The sequence below is a fragment of the Nitrospira sp. ND1 genome, assembly GCF_900170025.1.
In the GTDB taxonomy this organism is placed as follows: domain Bacteria; phylum Nitrospirota; class Nitrospiria; order Nitrospirales; family Nitrospiraceae; genus Nitrospira_A.
Genome location: NZ_FWEX01000006.1, coordinates 1,816,688 through 1,834,692, shown reverse-complemented (window position 1 = coordinate 1,834,692; position 18,005 = coordinate 1,816,688). Strand labels below are relative to the sequence as shown.

The following is an 18,005-nucleotide window of genomic DNA, read 5'->3' as shown; positions in this document are numbered from 1 at the left end:
CGCACCGATGCAGGACGTGCTCAGCACTCCAGGCAAGCGTGTCCTCGATCGGCTGGCCGGCCAGGCCGAGGCGTTGTTTGCGTTCGATTTCGACGGCACGCTGGCGCGAATCGTTCAAGACCGGCATGCCGCCGTCCTTACCCACCCTATTCGCGAGGCCCTGCACGCCCTGGCAGTGACGGCGCCGACGGCGGTCATTTCGGGACGCTCACTTGCCGACCTCAGCCCGCGCGTGGACGGCATCCCCGCGCATCTCATCGGCAATCACGGGCTCGAAGGGCTGCATACGTCGGAGCGGGTCATGCACCAGGCCCAGGATTGTTGCCGCGCCTGGTTGAAGACGGTGTCCAAAGACGAGCGAAATCTGACGCGAGCGGGAGTGGTGGTAGAGGACAAGACCTATTCGGTCACGTTTCATTATCGTCAGGCTTGCTCACCGCAGCTCGCGCGTGAGGCGATCTTTCATACCGTGTCGATGCTGGCCCCTGCGCCCAGGCTCGTGTTGGGCAAAGCCGTGGTGAATGCCATCCCCTCCGGCAATCTCCACAAAGGGTCGGCGATGTTGGAATTGATGCACCAGCTGAAGAGTTCCGGTGCTCTGTACGTCGGCGATGACGATACCGATGAGGATGTGTTTTCGCTGCCGGATGAGCGCATCGTCACGGTGCGCATCGGAAAGAAGGCTGCGACTGCCGCACAATGGTATCTTGCGCGGCAGTCGCAGATCGGACTCTTGCTACAGTATCTGACCCGGGCCCGAGGCCGTCTGGCGTCGGCCTAGCTCCTGATACTCATCGCCCTGGCGCCGGAACCGGTGGTTGTACCTGCTAGGTTTCCTGGGCCGTCACCCCTTTTTTGTACTGACCGTAGACGTACACAGGAATATTCAGGTCTTTCAAGGCCTGCTGGAGCAAGGGATAGACTTTCTCCCATTCCAGTCCGCCGACTCCCGTTGCCAGACGAGGCAGCGCCACGCTCTTCACCTGATGCTCCTGCAGTTCCTTCTTCAATGCCTGGAGCGCATGATTGACGTTGGGTAAGGTGGCCTTTCCGGGACGATCCTGATCGCTGGCCGGCGGCTCTTGCGTAAACAGATTGATGATGACCGGGGAATTCGGGCCTTTCCAGGACCAGGCGCCGCCCGGTTTGGGATTGTAGGTTTGGCAATAGTGGCGAAAATCTTTGTACATGCCCGGCCACTGCTCACGAAGCGACAAGGCCAAGCCCTGCTTGAAATTGTCGTGGGGGGCAATGCCGTGTGCGATCGCGCCGGCGGTGGATAAGAGAATGTCTCCGGTCACTTCCTTGAGCATGACTGACGCCTCCTTGATGTGGGGATAAGGTCATTTCTTATCACATAAGGCTGCGTCCGGTTCAATCAATGGAGCGGGGGAAGAAATTTAATTCGCGACCGGGAGTGTGCTCGTGCTGTCGCCGAGGCAGTCGCTCGCCATGTCGGCGTGCAGGCCTCTGTTTCATGAAGAGATCGTGCGAGGAAGCGCTGGTCTTGGTCAGTGGAAGGAGGCACTATTGTGGAGAAGGGTGACATGAAAGCCTATCGCATCGAGCCCGGCTGCCGACTGGCATTAAAACGGTTCGATCCCGATGACACCGGGGCGTACAAGAAGAACGAAGATGGAAAGGCGAAGGCCAAGGCGGCGGCGGACGAACTCATTGCGACACTCGATCAATTGCAGGAGCGTCTCTATGCCAACGGCTCGCGCGCCCTGTTGATCGTGCTACAGGGCATGGACACCAGCGGCAAGGACGGCACGATCAAGCACGTCATGTCCGGGGTTAATCCGCAGGGCTGCAAGGTGGTGACTTTTAAAACGCCTTCCGCAGAAGAGCTCTCCCACGACTTCCTCTGGCGCGTGCATCAGAAGGCGCCCGCCAAGGGCCAGATCGGAATCTTCAACCGTTCGCACTATGAAGACGTGTTGATTACGCGGGTGCATGGCTGGGTCTCGGACAAAGTCGTGACCCGCCGCTTTAATCAGATCAAGGAATTCGAGGAACTCCTTGCCGAGAACGGGACGGCCATTCTGAAATTTTTCCTCCATATTTCGAAAAACGAACAGAAGGCCCGCCTGGAAGCCCGCATTCACGATCCCGAAAAGCGGTGGAAATGGAATTCCGGGGACCTGGAAGAGCGCAAACTGTGGGACGAGTATATGACGGCGTTCGAAGAGGTGATCGCGGCCACCAGCACCGACCAGGCCCCCTGGTACATCGTGCCGGCCAATCGAAAATGGTATCGCAATCTCGTGGTGGCGGAACTGGTTGTTCAGGCGCTGACGACGATGAAGCTCTCGACCCCTCCGGCTCCGAAGGGAGTGAATTTCAAGACGCTGAAGATCGTCTAGCCGGCTGCTCTAGGGGCAAGCTTCGCCGGTTCAGGATGGTGCCGGCCGCCACGCTCGGCTACACTGCAGCTTGTCTTGCAGGCGCTCGTCTAACCAGGAGTGTGGATCATGCACAGAAGATGGCCGATTGTTGTCGCGACCGTTGCCTTGAGTCTCGCTCCACTCTCTGCCCGCGCCGGTGAGTTTGAAGGTGTGCTCCACATGACGACCAGTCACGCGGACACCGATATGAAGAGCGCGATGGACTGGTATCTCAAGGGTGACAAGGGCCGCATGGAAATGTCTCGCGGCGAAGGGCGCACGAGCGTCATGATCTTCGACGCCACGACCGGAACGATGCAGATGGCGATGCCCGGGCAGAAGTCTTATATGGAATTCAGCCTGGCGGGCGAGCGTGGGGAGCATCTCGCGCAGGCGTTCGAAAATCAGGTCGTCGAGCGGACGGGGAAGACCGAGACGATTGCGGGATATTCCTGCGAGATCTGGCGCATCACCGACAAGGAACAGCATCGACTGAAGAGCCACGTCTGTGTGGCCAAGGGGTTCGGAAAAGCCGCGACGTTCTGGGCTGACCCGAAGGATGCTCGGCGGTCTTCGCAGCCCGGCTGGATGAAGCAACTCGCCGAGGAGGGAGGATTCGCCATCCGGAGCATTCAGTATGACGAAGCGGGCAAGGAATCCATGCGCATGGAAGTGACCAGCATCGACAAAAAGAGCTTGGATGCCGGCCTCTTTGCCTTCCCGGCTGACTGGGCGAAGCAGGACATGTCGGCGATGCAGGAACGGATGAAGGCGATGCGCGAGCAAAAGGGGCAGGGTAAGGCGGATCTCTCCAAGATGCTGGAGGACATGAAAAAGCGCAAAGCCGCGCGCCGCGGTGCGGGTGAGCCAGCCGGTGAGGCCGGGCCGCAACCGGATATGCAAGAGATCATGAGGCAGCTCAGCGAGGCGATGAAAAAACAGCAGGTACAACCGCAAGGCGGGCAGTAGCTCCGCGCATCCGGACTGAAAGGAGAGCGACATGCGTACGGTCATGCTGGGTCTGGCGGGAGGCGTCTTGCTGACGGCTGTTGCGGTAGTCGTGTCGGCGAGTGGTTTTGAGGGCCTCATGCTCCTGAATGAGACGAGCGACGGGACGACCATGCAGCAGCAGTGGTTTCTGAAGGGCGACAAGCTGCGGTTTGAGGAAACGGGTCCGGATGCGGAAAAAGGCGCCATGATCTTCGATGCAAAGAAGAAGGTGATGTACAGCCTTCAGCACGGCGAAAAGATTTATATGGAGATCCCCACGGGGGAGACGTCCAAGGCTGCGCCGGACAGGTCGGAGGATGTTGTAGTCATCAAGACTGGAAAACGCGACCAGGCCGCGGGGTATCCGTGCGAGATCTATCACACGAAAGACAAGTCGGACGGCAGCACCGGCGAGCTCTGTATCGCGAGGGGAATCGGGAATGCGGCCATGTTCGGGATGATGAGCGCGCAAGCGGGCGGTGCTTCGTTGTTGCCGGGGTGGATGCGTGAGCTGTTTAAGGACGGCGGGTTTCCGATCAAGGGTGTGGATCGTGACGCCAAGGGGAATGAGGAGGCTCGCTGGGAAGTCGTGAACATCGAAAAGAAAAGCCTCGACGATGCATTGTTCCTCCCTCCCGCCGACTACAAGAAACAGGACATGGCCGTGATCAGGCAGCAGTCCGGCGATGCGATGAAAGAGGGGCGGTCACCGGCGGACCGGTAAGGCTGCATGCTGCCTGCCACCGGATGATGGCGGTCGGTCTGGCCGCCATCGGGACTCCAACGACACCCTGTATTGACAGAACTTTTCGAGGAGCGTAGATAGGATTTGCGGCCCGACTCCATCGTGGTAGCTGGGAGACCGGACAGACCGCGCGGCTGCCGTCTAGATCTCCCACTGAGTCCCGCAACGGAAAGGAGGGTGGACGATGAACGATACGACTCCACCTGGCCCGTACGGCCTGCCGGATTGAAGGCAAGCGTCTCGTCGGTTCTGTCGGCCGGTTCTCTCTCGGCTATGCCTCGCGGCATCGAAGACGCACCGATCTCCATCATCGCGTCATGCCCCTAAGCGGAGAACTGGTTTTGATCTCTACACGTCGCCTGTTGATGACAGGCTGTTTTTTTCCGGCGAGATGTTCTTCCCTCTTGTTCGACTCGGCGGGTCTTCATGGGCCGCTACATCACGGACAGCACTCGGCGTCCTAAGCGCCACCCAAGGGCTCCTGTCCAAGCAGGGGCCCTTGCCGTAACGAGAGCTCGAACCGGCCTATCGGATTCGGATCAGGAAATATGACTAGGGCCGATTTTTCTATTGACAGGATTTTCTAAGGAGCGTAAGACGGGATTGTGTATTCCAAGGGCTGTGTTAACCGTGACGAGGCGATGGACAGTGCGCGCCTGTTCGGGAGACCTCGCCACTCCTCAACCGGGGAGGTTCACAGATGGAAGAACTTACGCCACCGGACTAGGGCGGCCCGCAGAGTTGAGGGTGGGCTGATCGTCGGTCGGGTTTGACGATCCTTCGCTGGCTTGTGCCTCTCGGCACTATCCGATAACCGGATAACAGCCATCCAAAAAGAGAAGGATTTGATCCAAACACGAGGCACACAAGTTTCCTGGGATAGATTATCCCCCGACGGACATCCTGATACCCTGTCTTCTCGAACGGGTCCTGAGGTTCCGACAATATAATCGATTTTCGGCGTCCCAAGCGCCATCCACGGGCGACCTCCCACCGCAGTGTAGGGTCGCCCGTGGCATTTTATGCGACCCGGTCTTCCGCCCTTGTTCCGTCCTTCTTCCATGGCATACAGTCCCAAGAGTTGCTGATTCTGAATCACGTGCCGTGCCATGGGAGGTCCCTATGTCTTTTCTTGACGTGTTTGTTCGCGGAGATTTCATCGATCCTGCCACCTTGGTCGGGGCTGCGTTTTACGCGTTCTTATTTATCCTGATTGCCTGGTTCCTCGCTCGTATGATCAGGTTGGGCGTGCGCCGGGTGGCGTATCTTCTGAGCGATCAGGCGGCCTCGACGTTGCTGATCAGGCTGGGGCAAGTGGTGGTCTATACCCTGGCGGTCATTCTCTACTTCAACGCGATCCCACAACTGCACTCCGTAGGGACGGCGTTGCTGGCGAGTGCCGGTGTGGCGTCGATCCTCTTCGGTTTGGCGGCGCAGACCACGCTCAGCAACCTGGTGTCCGGCTTTGCCTTGCTGTTCTATCAGCCGTTCGAGGTGGGCGATCGTGTGCAACTGTCTGCACCGACCGGACTCGAAACCGGCGTGGTCGATGAGATGACCATGGGCTATATTTTGGTGAAGACGGTCGATGACCGTCATATCGTGGTGCCGAATAGCGTCGCTGCCCAGCAGATCGTGGTGAAGCTACGTGCGTCTTAAGAGCAAATAGCAAATGGCTTATAGCCAAGACAGTGACGGGACCGTTCTCTTTCCGAGCCGTAGGCCATCTGCTCTGTGCCGAGCTCAGATGCGGTCCGGGAAGTCGGAGATGATCCCGTCCACGCCCAGGTTGCGCATGCGTTGGATGTCTTGCGATTCATTCACGGTGTAGACAAAGACCTGTCGTCCGAGGTTGTGATACGTCTGCAGCAGCATGGGTGTGACCGTCGAAAAGTGGAGTCCGACATGGGAGGCATCCAAAGCGACGACATCGGCTACAGGGTCCGGCGGCAGCCGGCGGTGCTGCAAGACCATAATCTTCGCGTCGGGATCGGTTTGCCGCACGCGCTGCAGCTCCGGCATCAGAAACGACGCATAGATCAACGGTCCGGGGAAGCCGGTGCGCTTGACGATCGCGCAGGCCTCGTTGCCGATTCCCTCCACTTTGAGTTCCAGAATCATACCGATTGCGCGTCCCGCAACGTCCAAGGCTTCCTCCAGCGTGGGGACACGCTGCCAGTTCCCCGCATCGAGCCGTTGGATTTGCTCAAGCGACATCTCGGACACGTGTCCGCTCTTGTTGGTGGTGCGGTCGATGGTGTCGTCGTGCAGCAACACAAGATGGCCGTCGCTGGTTGCGCGAAGGTCGATTTCGATGAGATCTGCGTGAAACGAGCGGGCTTTCCAAATAGCGGCGAGGGTGTTCTCGGGGGCGTGGCCGGCGGCTCCCCGATGACCGATGCGAAGGACGGTGGCGATAGCGACCTCGCGTGAGATGCCCTGGGAGAGGGCCCTCCCCGATCCTGCGTTGACCGGCTGCAGGGAGGGGCTTTCTTTTCGAACGCCACTTCCCTACCATATTTCGCGTAAGTCTGCAAAGAACGCCGAGGGGCTCACCCCCGGTGAGTTGGTACGATGGTGAGCGGCGGACCCGGTCCCGGCTCTGCCAGGATCGGATGATGTGGCCGGAGGTGACTTGGATCAGAGCGAGTGATGATGCAGAATACATTCCCCTTCCGGTGACTCCTCTGCGAGTCGCCCTGTGTGAAAGGAGGCTGCCATGCTTGTCCAGGATGTCATGTCTACCGGGGTGGTCACGGCCAGGCGAAATGAGTCGGTCCGTAGCGTGGTCACCAAGATGCTGAGTCGTCATTGCGGCGCCATTCCGGTCGTCGAGGACGGTGAGCTCTTGATCGGCATGGTGACGCTGCGCGATGTCTTGATTCCTCTTTATCCCAATTACGGCGAATATATTCATGACAATGTGCACAGCCGGGATTTTGTGGAGATGGAGGAGGGCTATGCGGACGTCCTCACTCAACGAGTTGAGGAGGTCATGAGCCTGAATCCGCTGACAGTGACGCCACGGACCCCGGTGCTTGAAGCCGCGTCCTATATGGGCTTGAAAAATTTTCGCCGGATTCCGGTGGTCGAGAAGGGGACATTGGTCGGGATGGTCAGCGTGGGCGACATCAATCGAGGGCTCTTTTTCGAACGAGGGCATGCCGTGATGGATGAACACAGGGTCGCACAACCGTCAGGGCGATAGGGCGGTTGCGGGACCGAACGGGCAACTCGTAGAATAGCCCCTTGTTGAAACGACCGACGGCTGTCACCGTCTGCGAAGGAGATGTCATGAGTCTGGCCGACAATAAATGTATTCCCTGTCGAGGCGGAGTCCCTCCCCTCCCCGTCGATCGTACACAGACCTTGTTGCAAGAGGTGGGGCGTGGGTGGTCGCTGAATGCCCAAGGCCATCTCGAACGGCTTTATACATTCAAGGATTTTGCGCAGTCGCTGGCATTTGCGAATAAGGTCGGCGCAGTGGCTGAAGCCGAGGGCCATCACCCGGATCTGTATGTAGCCTGGGGAAAATGTAAAGTCGAGATCTGGACACACAAGATCAACGGCCTCACGGAGAGCGATTTTTATCTGGCCGCCAAAGCGGATCGAGAGTTTGAACCGTTCCGGGCGGGGGCCTAACCAGGAGAAATCATGGCGCATCTACTGCGACAGCCGATCCTCTCGCTCGGCGCGGACGTTCTCGCTCGGCCTCCTCGACGGATTGCGGTGAATACGCCTGCGTCGTCCTCTCTGCGGGCGCCCGCGGCGAGCTTCGGTCTCGACTGTCTCGTGACGATGTCCATGACTTCTCCGGGTTTGGCCCCCGCCTTGTGCCGGCTGGACTGGGGATCTTATGAGTAGCTCCCAGGCCCAGGTGGCGCTCGTCAACATGCCCTTCAGTTTTTCGAAGTATCCTTCCATTCAATTGGGCACGTTGTCGGCGCTGTTGAAAGCGAAGGGCATCGGGGTCGAGTGTCATCACCTCAATGTGCGATTCGCGCACAAGATCGGGATTCCTCTCTACGAATCGATTTGCGAGAAACGCGCGCTGTTCGGCGAGTGGCTCTTCTCCTATCTGCTGTTTCGCGACAACCCCAAACGGGCCGAGTATCCGAGGGTGTTCAAGCCGGTGTTCGAGCAGATTGCCCGGGAGAGCGGCCAGCCAATTTCGTTCTTCGAGGAGATGGCCACGCGGACCGCGCCGCAATTCCTGACCGGAGCCATGACCGGCATCGATTGGGGCCAGTACAAGATCGTGGGGTTCACGTCCACCTTCGATCAAAACGTGGCCAGTCTGACCATGGCGAAGCTCATCAAGGATTTGTATCCGGACGTGAAGATCGTGTTCGGTGGCGCCAACTATGACGGCGAGATGGGGTTGGAATACTTTCGCGCCTTTCCGTTCATCGACCATGTGGTCGTGGGTGAAGGTGAGGTGACGTTCCCAGCATTGGTGACCCATATCCTGAGCGGATCGGCCGGGCCCTGCCCGAAAGGGGTGACGTATCGGGAGCAGGGCGACATTCGATGTGAGTCGAATACCGCGCTCTTCACGGAGTTCGCACAGACCGGCCCGCCGGACTACGACGACTATTATCATCTGCTGGCCGAACTCGGCACTGAGGCGTCGCGCGGCCTGGATCGTATTCTATTGTACGAAGGCTCACGCGGTTGCTGGTGGGGTGAGAAGCACCATTGCACCTTCTGCGGGCTGAATGCGCAGAGTATGAAATTCCGCGCCAAGTCGTCTGAACAGGTCGCTCGCGAGATGGCGTATCTGTCGAGTCGCTACGATACGACACGGTTCCGGCTGGTGGACAACATCATCGATATGAAATATGTCGAGAATCTGTTCGGCCGGTTTGCCGCCGAGCACTGCGATCTGGATGTGTTTATCGAAACCAAGAGCAATCTGCAGAAGAGCCAGATCCGGACGCTGGCCGTGGGGGGCGTGAAGTGCATGCAGCCCGGGTTGGAAAGCCTCAGTCTCTCGCAGTTGAAAGCGATGGACAAGGGCGTGACGCCCATGCAGAACATCATTTGCCTCAAGTGGAGTTGTTACTACCGAGTGTCGGTATCCTGGAATATTCTGCTCGGCTTTCCCGGCGAGACGAATGAGGACTATCGGCGGCAGATCGATCTCCTGCCGTCCCTGTTCCATTTGCAAGCGCCGGAGGCGACCGGGAAATTCTGGTTGCAACGGTTCAGTCCCTACTTTACGAGACCGCATGAGTACGGCGTGCGCATCACGGGTCCGGGGACAGCCTATGAATATGTGTATGATGCGGCGCGCGTCGATCTGCGCAAGATCGCCTACGATTTCGAGTATGAACTCGACGACTGGCCGGTGGATCCCCACGTCTATCAGGAATTGATCGGCTTGGTGAAGGAATGGCAGCGGCTGGCGCGCAGCAGCGACCGGCCGTTTTTGTATTACTCCAAGGCCATGGAGTATGTCACGATCTATGACGGGCGTAATCCACAGATGCCTACGAGACGACGGTACGACTGGCCTGCGGCGGGCATCATCGAGGCGTGCAACGAGGCTGCGAAGAGTCGGGAGCAGATTCGGGCGGCGCTGAGCGAGGCAACGCGTGACATGGCATGCTCGGAAGACGAGCTGACCGAGGCGCTTGGCATCTTGACGAGTCGTCGCATTCTATATGAAGAGCGCGGGAAGTATTTCACGCTGGCCATACCCGAGCACCCCTACTACTGAGCGGATTCTGCGTCTCTTCCGTCCTTCTCCCCTCCCCTACATCGACAGCTTCTCAGTGACGTTTCGCATCTGCACGCCGTGTACGAGTGACGCTCCGCCGCGGATCGCGCAGGCGACATGGACGGCTTCGGTCATTTCTTCGGTATTCGATCCCTTTTCCAAGCAGGCCTGTGTGTAGGCATCGATGCAGTACGGGCATTGCACGGCATGGGCCACGCCGAGCGCAATCAGCGCTTTCTCCCGTTCCGTCAGCGCCCCTTCCGCGAAGACGGCGCTGTAATAACTCATGAACTTTTCCCACAGCACCGGGTTGCCCTTCCCCATGTCTCCGAATTTGCCGAGATCCTTCGAATGGTAATAACAGTCCATGGATAACCTCGCAGGGTGAGTAGGTGTGGTTCGTTCCGGACACGATATGGCGTCGGCGAGCGATCAGCGGATTTTCAGTGTCCGATGCGTTAGGCGTTACCCGGAGGGGCGGGATCGGCCTCGCCGAGGGCCTGAGAAAAACGGTGTCCGACGATGGTGGTGACTTTGCTCATGAGTTCCCCGAGTTCTTTCCATTCTTCCGCGCTCAAGTCTGCCTTGATCTGAGGGTGCAGCGCCCATTCGGCATTGACGAGTTGTCCTTTGCGTGACACGTGGACGTGTAAGAGTTCGACATCCCAGACATCCTGCGGATTCGCCGCTGGGGCGACTGGTTTTTGCGGAGGGACTTGGCTTGCCATGGTGCGTGCGCTCCTTCAGTCTGACATGTGAGAGCGGCATGATACCGCATCAAATATCGCGCTGTACATGGGACGGCCGGCGGCGTGGTGTTTCCGTGGTCGGAGATGAATTGCTCGGGATCGCCGGCTGGAATCGATGCTGATCAGTGAGGATCGGGGTGCTGATTGATGGCGCGAAGCAAGTGCTCGTGAATGTGCCCGTTAGTGGCGACAAGCTCCTGTCCGTACAATGAAAATCGGTCCCTGCTGAAGCCTGACACGACTCCCCCGGCCTCCCGGAGAATCACAACGCCGGCGGCCATGTCCCATGGACTCAGCTTCACTTCCCAATACCCGTCGAATCGGCCGGCTGCCACATAGCTGAGATCCAATGCGGCTGAACCGGTGCGGCGGACGCCTTGTGCGCGGAGTGAGATGCGGGAAAAGTGGTCGAGATTATTGTCGGTGGTCTCACGGATGTTGTACGCGAAGCCGGTGACCAGCAGCGAGTGCTCAAGCGTCTCAATCGTCGACACGCGAAGGCGCTCGCCGTTCAGGTACGCGCCTTGCCCCAGAACAGCGGTGAATAACTCCCGGCGAACCGGGTCCAGCACGACACCCACGATGCATTCCCCGTCACATTCCAGGCCGATCGAGACGGAGTAAAACGGGAATCCATGGGCGAAGTTGGTGGTGCCGTCCAGAGGATCGATAATCCATCGATATGGGGAGTCCGTGGCCCCATCCTCCCCGCGTTCCTCGGCAAGGATCCGATGGGACGGGTGGGCGGAGAGAATGGTGCACACGATGCTTTCTTCCGCGCCTCGATCCGCATCGGTCACAAGATTGATGGCCGCCTTATAGTCGATGCGAAATCCGGAGCGGGCATGCTCCAGGAGCACGGTTCCGGCTGCTTCGGCCGCTCGGATCGCGGTCGCAAGAAATGAGGAGCAATCTTCTGGAGAGGGACGATCAGAGGTCTGCATAGAAGCCGCATCCTACCACGACTCACGTCCAAGCGTTCCAAAAGACTTCGTCTGGCCCTGTTAACTCATCGTAAGATATTGATAAATAACGATACGCAAAACGCTTGTTCTTGTATGACAAGGCTTGGTTAGGCATTGTATGCATTCGGCTTGCACACGCGTGGAATGCGATCAAATAGTTGTTTTGAATCACTTGACAGAAAATGATTCACTTGCTATAAAGCAAGTATGCTTTATTGAGGACTTGCTTGTGGAAGAATTGACCGACATTCTGGTGGGCTTGGAGCAGCGGATCAGCGCCTATCGGAATCGCTACCAGGAGCTTGAGAAAAAGCGGCGTCGGCTCGACGACGAAATCGCGATGATCAAGAAATACCTGGAGCTGGCGGAAACGCTGTATCGCGTTGAAGCCGACAAGGCCAAGCTGGCGAGCCTCTCCAGTCAGATTATTACCGATGAAAAAGGTATTCGACCTCTCCCTGTGACCGATGTCACGGACCAATCGCGTGAAATCCTGCTCGGCAAAAGCAAGTATGTCGGAAAGAGCGTCCCGGAGGCTGCCTATCAGATTCTCCGCGAAGCCAGCCGGCCGATGCATGCCAAGGAGCTCTTGCAGCGCCTCCTGGAGGGCGGTTTGCAGATCAAGGGTAAGACACCATTGACGTCTGTGGCGACATCATTAAAGCGGGATAAGCGATTCCAGAAAGTCGGACCGAACACGTTTGCGGTGATGACCCAGGAGTTAACGGCAGTAGTGTAAGCGGGCGGAAGAAGTTCATATCAACTCTAAATGTGTGAAGGGAGGTGAGAGTCTTGGCAACGAAGAAGGCAGCGAAGAAACCAGCGAAGAAGGCAGCGAAGAAGAAGTAAGTCCCACCAGGATTTACACGCCGGGGGTAAGGCCACTTACCTCCGGCGTTTTTTTATGCCTAAAAGCAGCCATGGCCTTATGGGGCATAGGCATAGGAGTGTATCTGCGTATGCGGGTGCTTGGAAGCAGCGGTTAGATCGCGAGGGATGGTGCGGGGCGAAGGAGCCCGAGCGGAGAGCGAGATTCGGATGCCGCGACTGCATGTTCCCCGGTGATGAGGGCCCATTTGTCGCGCTGAGCCAGGATTTGCTCAACGAGTCTGGTGTGCATGGCATGACCTGATCGTTCCGCAACGATATGGCCGATGAACGGGAAGCCGAGAAGCGCGATATCGCCGATCAAGTCCAGGACCTTGTGGCGGACGAACTCGTTCTGGAAGCGCAGGCCCGATTCATTCACGACACCGTCTTTGGACAGAATCACGGTGTTGTCCAGTGTCCCGCCTTTTCCGAGGCCTCTGGCCCACAGGGCTTCGACTTCGTGCAAAAATCCAAACGTGCGAGCCGTTGCAATATCCTGCTCAAAAGCCGAGGCGGAGCAGGCATAGGTGTAGGACTGGGTTTGGATCAATGGATGATCGTAGTGAATGGAGTACGTGATCTTCGGGGTGGAAGACGGCTCGATTCTGACTCGGCGTGCTCCATCAACAACCTCAATGGGTTGCGTGATTTTCACATACGATTGGCGACGGGTCTGGGGGATCACGCCGGCCGCACGAATCAATCGCACGAAGGGGCTCGCGCTGCCATCCAGCACGGGGACTTCCCCTGCATCGACTTCTGCGTACACGTTGTCGACTTCCATGCCGACCAAAGCCGACAGGAGGTGTTCGATGGTCTTCACTTGACGGCCGTTGACGCTGATGGCCGTGCAGAGCTCGGTCGGTACTTTATTTGAGACCGCAGCCGGGAGGAGGGTTTCCTCCGATCCGTTGCGATAGACAAACACGATTCCGGTATTAGGGGGAGCTGGGCGGAGTGTCAGCGTGACCGGTTGGCCTGAGTGGAGCCCGACACCCGAACATGAAACTGGTGATCCGATCGTTTGCTGAAACCGCACGGTGCCTCCTCCGTAATGTGTACTCCAAGATGAGCAATGCTTGTGCCAAGCATTAAATTAATCGTAAGTTATTGATATATATTGAATTATATTGAATGGTTGAAAGTGCTCACTGTGGTGAAATTCACACAATTGTATCTTTTGATGGAAGAGGCGAAGCACGGAAGTGTTTGGTTTTCAATGAGTTAACTGATTATATCAGGCTGGGTTTAGCGGGAACCACGTATTCCGGCATCAATATCGAGATCCGTGCCTGGGCTTTGCATTGGTGGCGCGGCCTCCGTTAGGGTCTCGGTTCCAATTCGATCAGCCCTTTGCGGATGGCCAGAATCGCGGCCTGGGTCCGGTCATACACCTGCAGTTTGTGAAAGATATTGCGGACGTGGTTTTTCACCGTCTTCTCGCTGAGATCCAAGTTGTTGGCGATTTCTTTGTTGGTCTTCCCGTCTGCGACGAGGCGCAGGACCGTGATTTCGCGTTCAGTCAAATCGTGTTCAACCCAAGCCGGCTTCTTGCCCTTCTTCTGGGACATGAGGGAGAACTCGGCCAGGATCTTACTGGCGACCGACGGATGAATAAGCGACTCGCCCCGGTAGATCGCCCGGATGGCCGCCACGATTTGTGAGGACTCAGAGTCTTTCAATAGATACCCGGTGGCGCCGGCGCGCACGAGATCGAAGATGTATTGCTGCTCTTCATACATCGTCAGCGCCACGATGCCCATGTGAGGGAATTCCCGCTTGATTTGACGGGTGGCTTCGATGCCGCCCATGCGGGGCATGCTGACATCCATGAGAATGACGTCCGGCATGAGAGTTTTGGTTTTCTCCACGGCTTCCACGCCGTCTTGCGCTTCGCCCACCACGTTGATGTCGTCTTTGGTCTTGAGGATGGCCGCCAGGCCTTCGCGCACCACGCGGTGATCATCAGCGATCAGTACCTTAATTTTTTCCATGACGAATCGTCTCCTTGTCGGCTAGTGGGATTCGCAGCACGATGCGCGTGCCGCGCCCTTTCTTCGAGTCGATCGTGGCTTCCCCGCCCACCAGTCGTGCGCGTTCCAGGATGCCGCGAATGCCGAAGTGATCCCACTTTTCGGGATCGCGAAGGACCGCATCCATGTCGAATCCGATCCCGTTGTCGGAAATGGTCACTTGCAACAGATCAAACCGAATATCGAGCTGCACCGACACCCGGCCGGCCTTGGCGTGCTTTTGCACGTTGCTCAGGGCTTCTTGCACGATCCGGAACAGGAAGATCTTGGTGCGTGGGAACAAGATCGTTTCGTCTCCGGTCACGGAAAAGGCCGTCTTGATATGGTATTGGGTTTCGTAGGACTTGAGATAGTTCGTCAGTGCCGGGATGAGCTCCATTTTGTCGTAGTGGAGCGGACGCAGGTTGAAGATGACCTGTCTGGCCTCCTGAATGGCCAGTTTCAATTGGGCTTTGGATTCACGGATCGTGGCGAGACTGGCTTTGGGATTCTTCCGAATCAGCTCTTGAGAGAGCTCCAGCTTGAAGTTCACGCCGGCGAGGCTCTGCACCAACCCGTCGTGAATTTCGCAGGCAATGCGCGTCCGTTCCTCCGTCACCGCGGCGCCGGTTTCTTTGACGTACAAGCGGTACAGCGACTGGTACTTATTCAAGGCTTTTTCGATGTCGGCCGTGGCGCGAATGCGCGCCTCGATCAACTGCCACATGAATTTGGCGCTGGCCCCCCCGATGACCGAGACGCCCATGCGGCGAATGTCCTGCAGGTATTCGCCGACCTCCGGGTTGCCCGACACATCGATGACCAGATCGACCGGCCCCATTTTCAGCAGTTGGCGATAGTTGCGTGTCACGCGGATGTGCAGCCGTTTGGCGAGGCCGAGGCCGGGTGCCTGATCGCTGATGTCGGCCACGCCGACGATGCGGACCAAGGGATCGTTGGCGAAAATCTCCATCAGGGCGGTGCCGCCGCGGCCCGCGCCGATGATGACCACGTGTGTAGCCCCCGGCGATCGGCGTCGGCTTGGTCGCTTGGCTGTTCGTCGGTTGCGGGTGACTTTGGTCGTTGCCATGGGTTCAGAGCCTATCGGGAGTGCGCAGGTCTCTCCTCTGTTGGTGCCCATCCTACCGAGACCTACACCGAGCGGACCGATCCGAAACAGCGAAGAGAAGGGGAGGGCTTAACGCTCCCGGCGCTGCTGGGCCAGGGCTTTGATCTCGTCCATGAACTGGTCGATGTCTTTAAACTCCCGATACACGGAGGCGAATCGAACATAGGCGACCTGATCGAGTTGAGACAGTTCTCGCATGACTTCCTCACCGACGGCGGTGCTCACGATCTCGGTTTCACCTAAATCCTGGATGCGCTTTTCGATGCGATCGGTGACGGTTTCGATGGTCGCGGTGCTGATCGGGCGTTTTTCGCAGGCTTTTTTGAGCCCGGACACGATCTTGCTCCGATCAAACGGCTCCCGTCGTCCGTCCTTTTTTACGACGGCGGGCATGGTTTCTTCGACCCGTTCGTAGGTGGTGTACCGGCGTTTGCACGACAGGCATTCGCGTCGCCGCCGGATGACCTCGCCTTCTTTGGCCATCCGCGAATCGACGACTTTGTCCTCGACATCGTCGCAGAAAGGACACTTCACTGGCGAACGTCCTGCCTAAGCGGGAGACGAATCGTAGGCATGAAAGATGGGAAAACGATTGCACAACGTTTTTGCTTGCGCCCGCACCTCGGCCTGCACCTGCTGATCCTGGGGATGCTGCAACACACGATCGATCAGCGCCACGATCTCTCGCATCTCTGCCTCGCGCATGCCGCGCGTCGAGACGATGGGGCTGCCGATCCGGATGCCGCTGGCCGTGGCCGGCGGTTTTTCGTCGTAGGGGACGGCGTTCTTGTTGACGATGATGCCGGCGGCGTCGAGGGCGGCGTCGGCTTCTTTCCCCGTGATGCCTTTGTTGGTAAGGTTGACCAGCATCAGGTGGGTATCGGTTCCCCCCGACACAATTTTATAGCCACGGTCGACGAGTCCCTGCGCCAGCGTGCGCGCGTTGGCGAGCACCTGCTGCTGGTACCGCTTGAACGCGGGCGACAGCGCTTCTTTGAATGCGACGGCTTTGGCGGCAATCACATGCATGAGGGGGCCGCCCTGCAGGCCGGGGAAGATAATCTTATCGACGGCCTTGGCGTATTCGGCTTTGCACATGGTGACGCCACCGCGTGGGCCACGCAGCGTTTTATGCGTCGTGGTCGTGACGAAATCCGCGTAGGGGACGGGATTGGGATGCAACCCGGCTGCGATCAACCCGGCAATGTGCGCGATATCGACCAGCAGGTACGCGCCCACCGACTTGGCGATTTCCTGAAACTTGGGGAAGTCGAGGGTGCGGGCGTAGGCGCTGGCTCCCACCACCAACATGCGAGGACGGCATTCCTCGGCGATCTTCTGAACCGCCCCATAATCGATGGTTTCGGTCTGGCGATCGACGCCATACGAAAATGCACGGAAAATGATGCCGGAGAAATTCACCTTGCTGCCGTGGGTGAGGTGTCCGCCCTGGGCGAGGTCTAATCCCAGAATCGTGTCGCCCGGCTTGAGCACGGACAGGTACGCGGCCATATTGGCTTGCGATCCCGAATGCGGCTGCACGTTGACGTGCTCGGCGCCGAAGATCTGTTTCGCGCGTTCGATGGCGAGGCTTTCAACCGTATCGACATGCTGGCAACCGCCGTAATAGCGCTTGCCGGGATACCCTTCGGCATACTTATTCGTCATCACGCTGCCCTGGGCGGCCAAGACGGCGGGGCTGGCGAAATTTTCCGAGGCGATCAACAGCAACTTGTCCCGTTGCCGCTGCTCCTCGGCGACGATAGCCTCGTAGGTTTCAGGGTCGGTTGATTTCAATGCGTCCAACGAACCGATCAGCTCCTGCATGCTTCCTCCGAGCGCAGCCTTCTCTCCGGTGGCCACGCATGATCCCGCAACGGGTTATGCGGTTGGTGCGGCTTCTTCCGGCTCTGCTTGCGCTTCTTGCTCGTCTTGCTTCTTCACCACATGGACCGCAATGGTGGCGGTGACTTCGCGCGGCAGCTTGATGGCAATGGCGAAGGTGCCGAGTTCCTTGATGGGCTGGGCCAGCTGGATCTTGCGGCGATCCACGGTGAATCCTTGCTCAGCCAACCCTTCCGCAATATCCTTGGCCGTCACGGATCCAAACATCTTGTCGTCTTTTCCGACCTGGGCGGCAACGGTCAGCGAGACCGCGGAGATCTTCTTGCCGTGCGCCTCGATGTCCTGCTTTTCCTTCTTGGCCTTCTCGGCCGCGGCCCGCTTGGCATGTTCGAATTCTTTGATGTTCCGGCTATTGGCTTCAACGGCCTTCTTGCGGGGCAAGAGATAGTTCCGGGCAAACCCGTTGGAGACGTCCAAAAGGTCGCCGAGGTCGCCCACGCCTTCGAGTGTTTCTTGGAGAATCACCTTCATACTGCAACTCCTTCTGTTGGAAAGGGAAAAAGCATACTGGCGGGCTGTGCAAAAGTCAAT

The 18,005-nt window shown here is 58.1% G+C and carries 21 protein-coding genes; 10 read left to right on the top strand and 11 right to left on the bottom strand.

The window, feature by feature from the left end; all coding sequences use genetic code 11:
• Positions 1–16 precede the first annotated feature (16 nt).
• Entirely contained in the window at positions 17–781 is a 765-nt protein-coding gene (gene otsB, locus NSND_RS13325; protein ID WP_159450780.1) for a trehalose-phosphatase, read from the top strand.
• A 46-nt stretch (positions 782–827) separates the two neighbouring features.
• Here otsB and NSND_RS13320 read toward each other — a convergent pair whose 3' ends face one another.
• On the bottom strand, positions 828–1,313 hold the full coding sequence (locus tag NSND_RS13320) for a macro domain-containing protein (protein ID WP_080879463.1): 486 nt from the start codon (positions 1,311–1,313) through the stop codon (positions 828–830).
• 219 nt (positions 1,314–1,532) lie between these two features.
• Between NSND_RS13320 and NSND_RS13315 the strand changes: the two genes are divergently transcribed.
• The 4 genes from NSND_RS13315 (at position 1,533) to NSND_RS13300 (ending at position 5,781) form a co-directional block, all read left to right on the top strand.
• A complete protein-coding gene (locus NSND_RS13315; RefSeq protein WP_200810534.1) occupies positions 1,533–2,366 on the top strand; it encodes a polyphosphate kinase 2 family protein in 834 nt (277 codons plus the stop codon).
• Between the two features lie 108 nt (positions 2,367–2,474).
• Positions 2,475–3,356: a DUF4412 domain-containing protein gene (locus tag NSND_RS13310; RefSeq protein WP_080879462.1), complete on the top strand. Its 882-nt coding sequence runs from the start codon at positions 2,475–2,477 to the stop codon at positions 3,354–3,356.
• A 31-nt stretch (positions 3,357–3,387) separates the two neighbouring features.
• Entirely contained in the window at positions 3,388–4,101 is a 714-nt protein-coding gene (locus NSND_RS13305) for a DUF4412 domain-containing protein (protein ID WP_080879461.1), read from the top strand.
• Positions 4,102–5,244: 1,143 nt separating this feature from the next.
• Positions 5,245–5,781, top strand: a complete 537-nt coding sequence (locus NSND_RS13300; protein ID WP_080879460.1) for a mechanosensitive ion channel domain-containing protein — start codon at positions 5,245–5,247, stop codon at positions 5,779–5,781.
• Between the two features lie 84 nt (positions 5,782–5,865).
• On the opposite strand, the gene NSND_RS13295 is transcribed toward NSND_RS13300, so the two are convergent.
• Entirely contained in the window at positions 5,866–6,471 is a 606-nt protein-coding gene (locus tag NSND_RS13295) for a glycerophosphodiester phosphodiesterase (protein WP_235000343.1), read from the bottom strand.
• Here NSND_RS13295 and NSND_RS21690 point away from each other — a divergent pair.
• The 4 genes from NSND_RS21690 to NSND_RS13275 all read left to right on the top strand — a co-directional run bounded on the left by NSND_RS21690 (position 6,388) and on the right by NSND_RS13275 (position 9,844).
• Positions 6,388–6,555, top strand: coding sequence for a hypothetical protein (locus tag NSND_RS21690; RefSeq protein WP_235000247.1), 168 nt, complete (start codon positions 6,388–6,390; stop codon positions 6,553–6,555). The genes NSND_RS13295 and NSND_RS21690 overlap by 84 nt on opposite strands.
• Before the next feature lie 286 nt (positions 6,556–6,841).
• Positions 6,842–7,330, top strand: coding sequence for a CBS domain-containing protein (locus NSND_RS13290; protein WP_080879458.1), 489 nt, complete (start codon positions 6,842–6,844; stop codon positions 7,328–7,330).
• Between the two features lie 86 nt (positions 7,331–7,416).
• A complete protein-coding gene (locus tag NSND_RS13285) occupies positions 7,417–7,764 on the top strand; it encodes a 4a-hydroxytetrahydrobiopterin dehydratase (RefSeq protein WP_080879457.1) in 348 nt (115 codons plus the stop codon).
• A gap of 214 nt (positions 7,765–7,978) precedes the next feature.
• Entirely contained in the window at positions 7,979–9,844 is a 1,866-nt protein-coding gene (locus NSND_RS13275) for a RiPP maturation radical SAM C-methyltransferase (protein ID WP_080879455.1), read from the top strand.
• 36 nt (positions 9,845–9,880) lie between these two features.
• Here NSND_RS13275 and NSND_RS13270 read toward each other — a convergent pair whose 3' ends face one another.
• From NSND_RS13270 to NSND_RS13260, 3 genes are all read right to left on the bottom strand, one after another.
• On the bottom strand, positions 9,881–10,213 hold the full coding sequence (locus NSND_RS13270) for an arsenosugar biosynthesis-associated peroxidase-like protein (protein WP_080879454.1): 333 nt from the start codon (positions 10,211–10,213) through the stop codon (positions 9,881–9,883).
• 89 nt (positions 10,214–10,302) lie between these two features.
• On the bottom strand, positions 10,303–10,572 hold the full coding sequence (locus tag NSND_RS13265) for a hypothetical protein (protein ID WP_080879453.1): 270 nt from the start codon (positions 10,570–10,572) through the stop codon (positions 10,303–10,305).
• A gap of 143 nt (positions 10,573–10,715) precedes the next feature.
• Positions 10,716–11,537 (bottom strand): inositol monophosphatase family protein, encoded by an 822-nt coding sequence (locus tag NSND_RS13260; RefSeq protein WP_080879452.1) that lies wholly within the window; start codon positions 11,535–11,537, stop codon positions 10,716–10,718.
• Positions 11,538–11,787: 250 nt separating this feature from the next.
• Between NSND_RS13260 and NSND_RS13255 the strand changes: the two genes are divergently transcribed.
• The gene (locus NSND_RS13255; protein WP_041186301.1) at positions 11,788–12,297 is read left to right on the top strand and encodes a winged helix-turn-helix domain-containing protein; all 510 of its coding nucleotides are present in this window, start codon (positions 11,788–11,790) and stop codon (positions 12,295–12,297) included.
• A gap of 243 nt (positions 12,298–12,540) precedes the next feature.
• On the opposite strand, the gene lpxC is transcribed toward NSND_RS13255, so the two are convergent.
• From lpxC to rplI, 6 genes are all read right to left on the bottom strand, one after another.
• On the bottom strand, positions 12,541–13,467 hold the full coding sequence (lpxC, locus tag NSND_RS13250) for a UDP-3-O-acyl-N-acetylglucosamine deacetylase (RefSeq protein ID WP_080879450.1): 927 nt from the start codon (positions 13,465–13,467) through the stop codon (positions 12,541–12,543).
• Positions 13,468–13,750: 283 nt separating this feature from the next.
• Positions 13,751–14,422: a response regulator transcription factor gene (locus NSND_RS13245; protein ID WP_013246776.1), complete on the bottom strand. Its 672-nt coding sequence runs from the start codon at positions 14,420–14,422 to the stop codon at positions 13,751–13,753.
• The gene (locus tag NSND_RS13240; RefSeq protein ID WP_159450779.1) at positions 14,409–15,530 is read right to left on the bottom strand and encodes a sensor histidine kinase; all 1,122 of its coding nucleotides are present in this window, start codon (positions 15,528–15,530) and stop codon (positions 14,409–14,411) included. The genes NSND_RS13245 and NSND_RS13240 overlap by 14 nt, the downstream gene beginning before the upstream one ends.
• A gap of 108 nt (positions 15,531–15,638) precedes the next feature.
• Positions 15,639–16,103: a transcriptional regulator NrdR gene (gene nrdR, locus NSND_RS13235; RefSeq protein WP_080879448.1), complete on the bottom strand. Its 465-nt coding sequence runs from the start codon at positions 16,101–16,103 to the stop codon at positions 15,639–15,641.
• A 15-nt stretch (positions 16,104–16,118) separates the two neighbouring features.
• Positions 16,119–17,396: a serine hydroxymethyltransferase gene (gene glyA / locus NSND_RS13230; RefSeq protein ID WP_080880880.1), complete on the bottom strand. Its 1,278-nt coding sequence runs from the start codon at positions 17,394–17,396 to the stop codon at positions 16,119–16,121.
• A 54-nt stretch (positions 17,397–17,450) separates the two neighbouring features.
• On the bottom strand, positions 17,451–17,945 hold the full coding sequence (gene rplI, locus NSND_RS13225) for a 50S ribosomal protein L9 (protein WP_080879447.1): 495 nt from the start codon (positions 17,943–17,945) through the stop codon (positions 17,451–17,453).
• Positions 17,946–18,005 lie beyond the last annotated feature (60 nt).

Bases quoted from the DNA above. Each gene is read 5' to 3' on its own strand.
- NSND_RS13320 (WP_080879463.1), bottom strand. From the start codon at position 1,313: ATGCTCAAGGAAGTGACCGGAGACATTCTCTTATCCACCGCCGGCGCG.
- NSND_RS13290 (WP_080879458.1), top strand. From the start codon at position 6,842: ATGCTTGTCCAGGATGTCATGTCTACCGGGGTGGTCACGGCCAGGCGA.
- NSND_RS13300 (WP_080879460.1), top strand. From the start codon at position 5,245: ATGTCTTTTCTTGACGTGTTTGTTCGCGGAGATTTCATCGATCCTGCC.
- NSND_RS13305 (WP_080879461.1), top strand. From the start codon at position 3,388: ATGCGTACGGTCATGCTGGGTCTGGCGGGAGGCGTCTTGCTGACGGCT.
- NSND_RS13285 (WP_080879457.1), top strand. From the start codon at position 7,417: ATGAGTCTGGCCGACAATAAATGTATTCCCTGTCGAGGCGGAGTCCCT.
- NSND_RS13270 (WP_080879454.1), bottom strand. From the start codon at position 10,213: ATGGACTGTTATTACCATTCGAAGGATCTCGGCAAATTCGGAGACATG.
- NSND_RS13275 (WP_080879455.1), top strand. From the start codon at position 7,979: ATGAGTAGCTCCCAGGCCCAGGTGGCGCTCGTCAACATGCCCTTCAGT.
- NSND_RS13240 (WP_159450779.1), bottom strand. From the start codon at position 15,530: ATGGCAACGACCAAAGTCACCCGCAACCGACGAACAGCCAAGCGACCA.
- NSND_RS13245 (WP_013246776.1), bottom strand. From the start codon at position 14,422: ATGGAAAAAATTAAGGTACTGATCGCTGATGATCACCGCGTGGTGCGC.
- NSND_RS13265 (WP_080879453.1), bottom strand. From the start codon at position 10,572: ATGGCAAGCCAAGTCCCTCCGCAAAAACCAGTCGCCCCAGCGGCGAAT.
- NSND_RS13310 (WP_080879462.1), top strand. From the start codon at position 2,475: ATGCACAGAAGATGGCCGATTGTTGTCGCGACCGTTGCCTTGAGTCTC.
- rplI (WP_080879447.1), bottom strand. From the start codon at position 17,945: ATGAAGGTGATTCTCCAAGAAACACTCGAAGGCGTGGGCGACCTCGGC.
- glyA (WP_080880880.1), bottom strand. From the start codon at position 17,396: ATGCAGGAGCTGATCGGTTCGTTGGACGCATTGAAATCAACCGACCCT.
- NSND_RS13260 (WP_080879452.1), bottom strand. From the start codon at position 11,537: ATGCAGACCTCTGATCGTCCCTCTCCAGAAGATTGCTCCTCATTTCTT.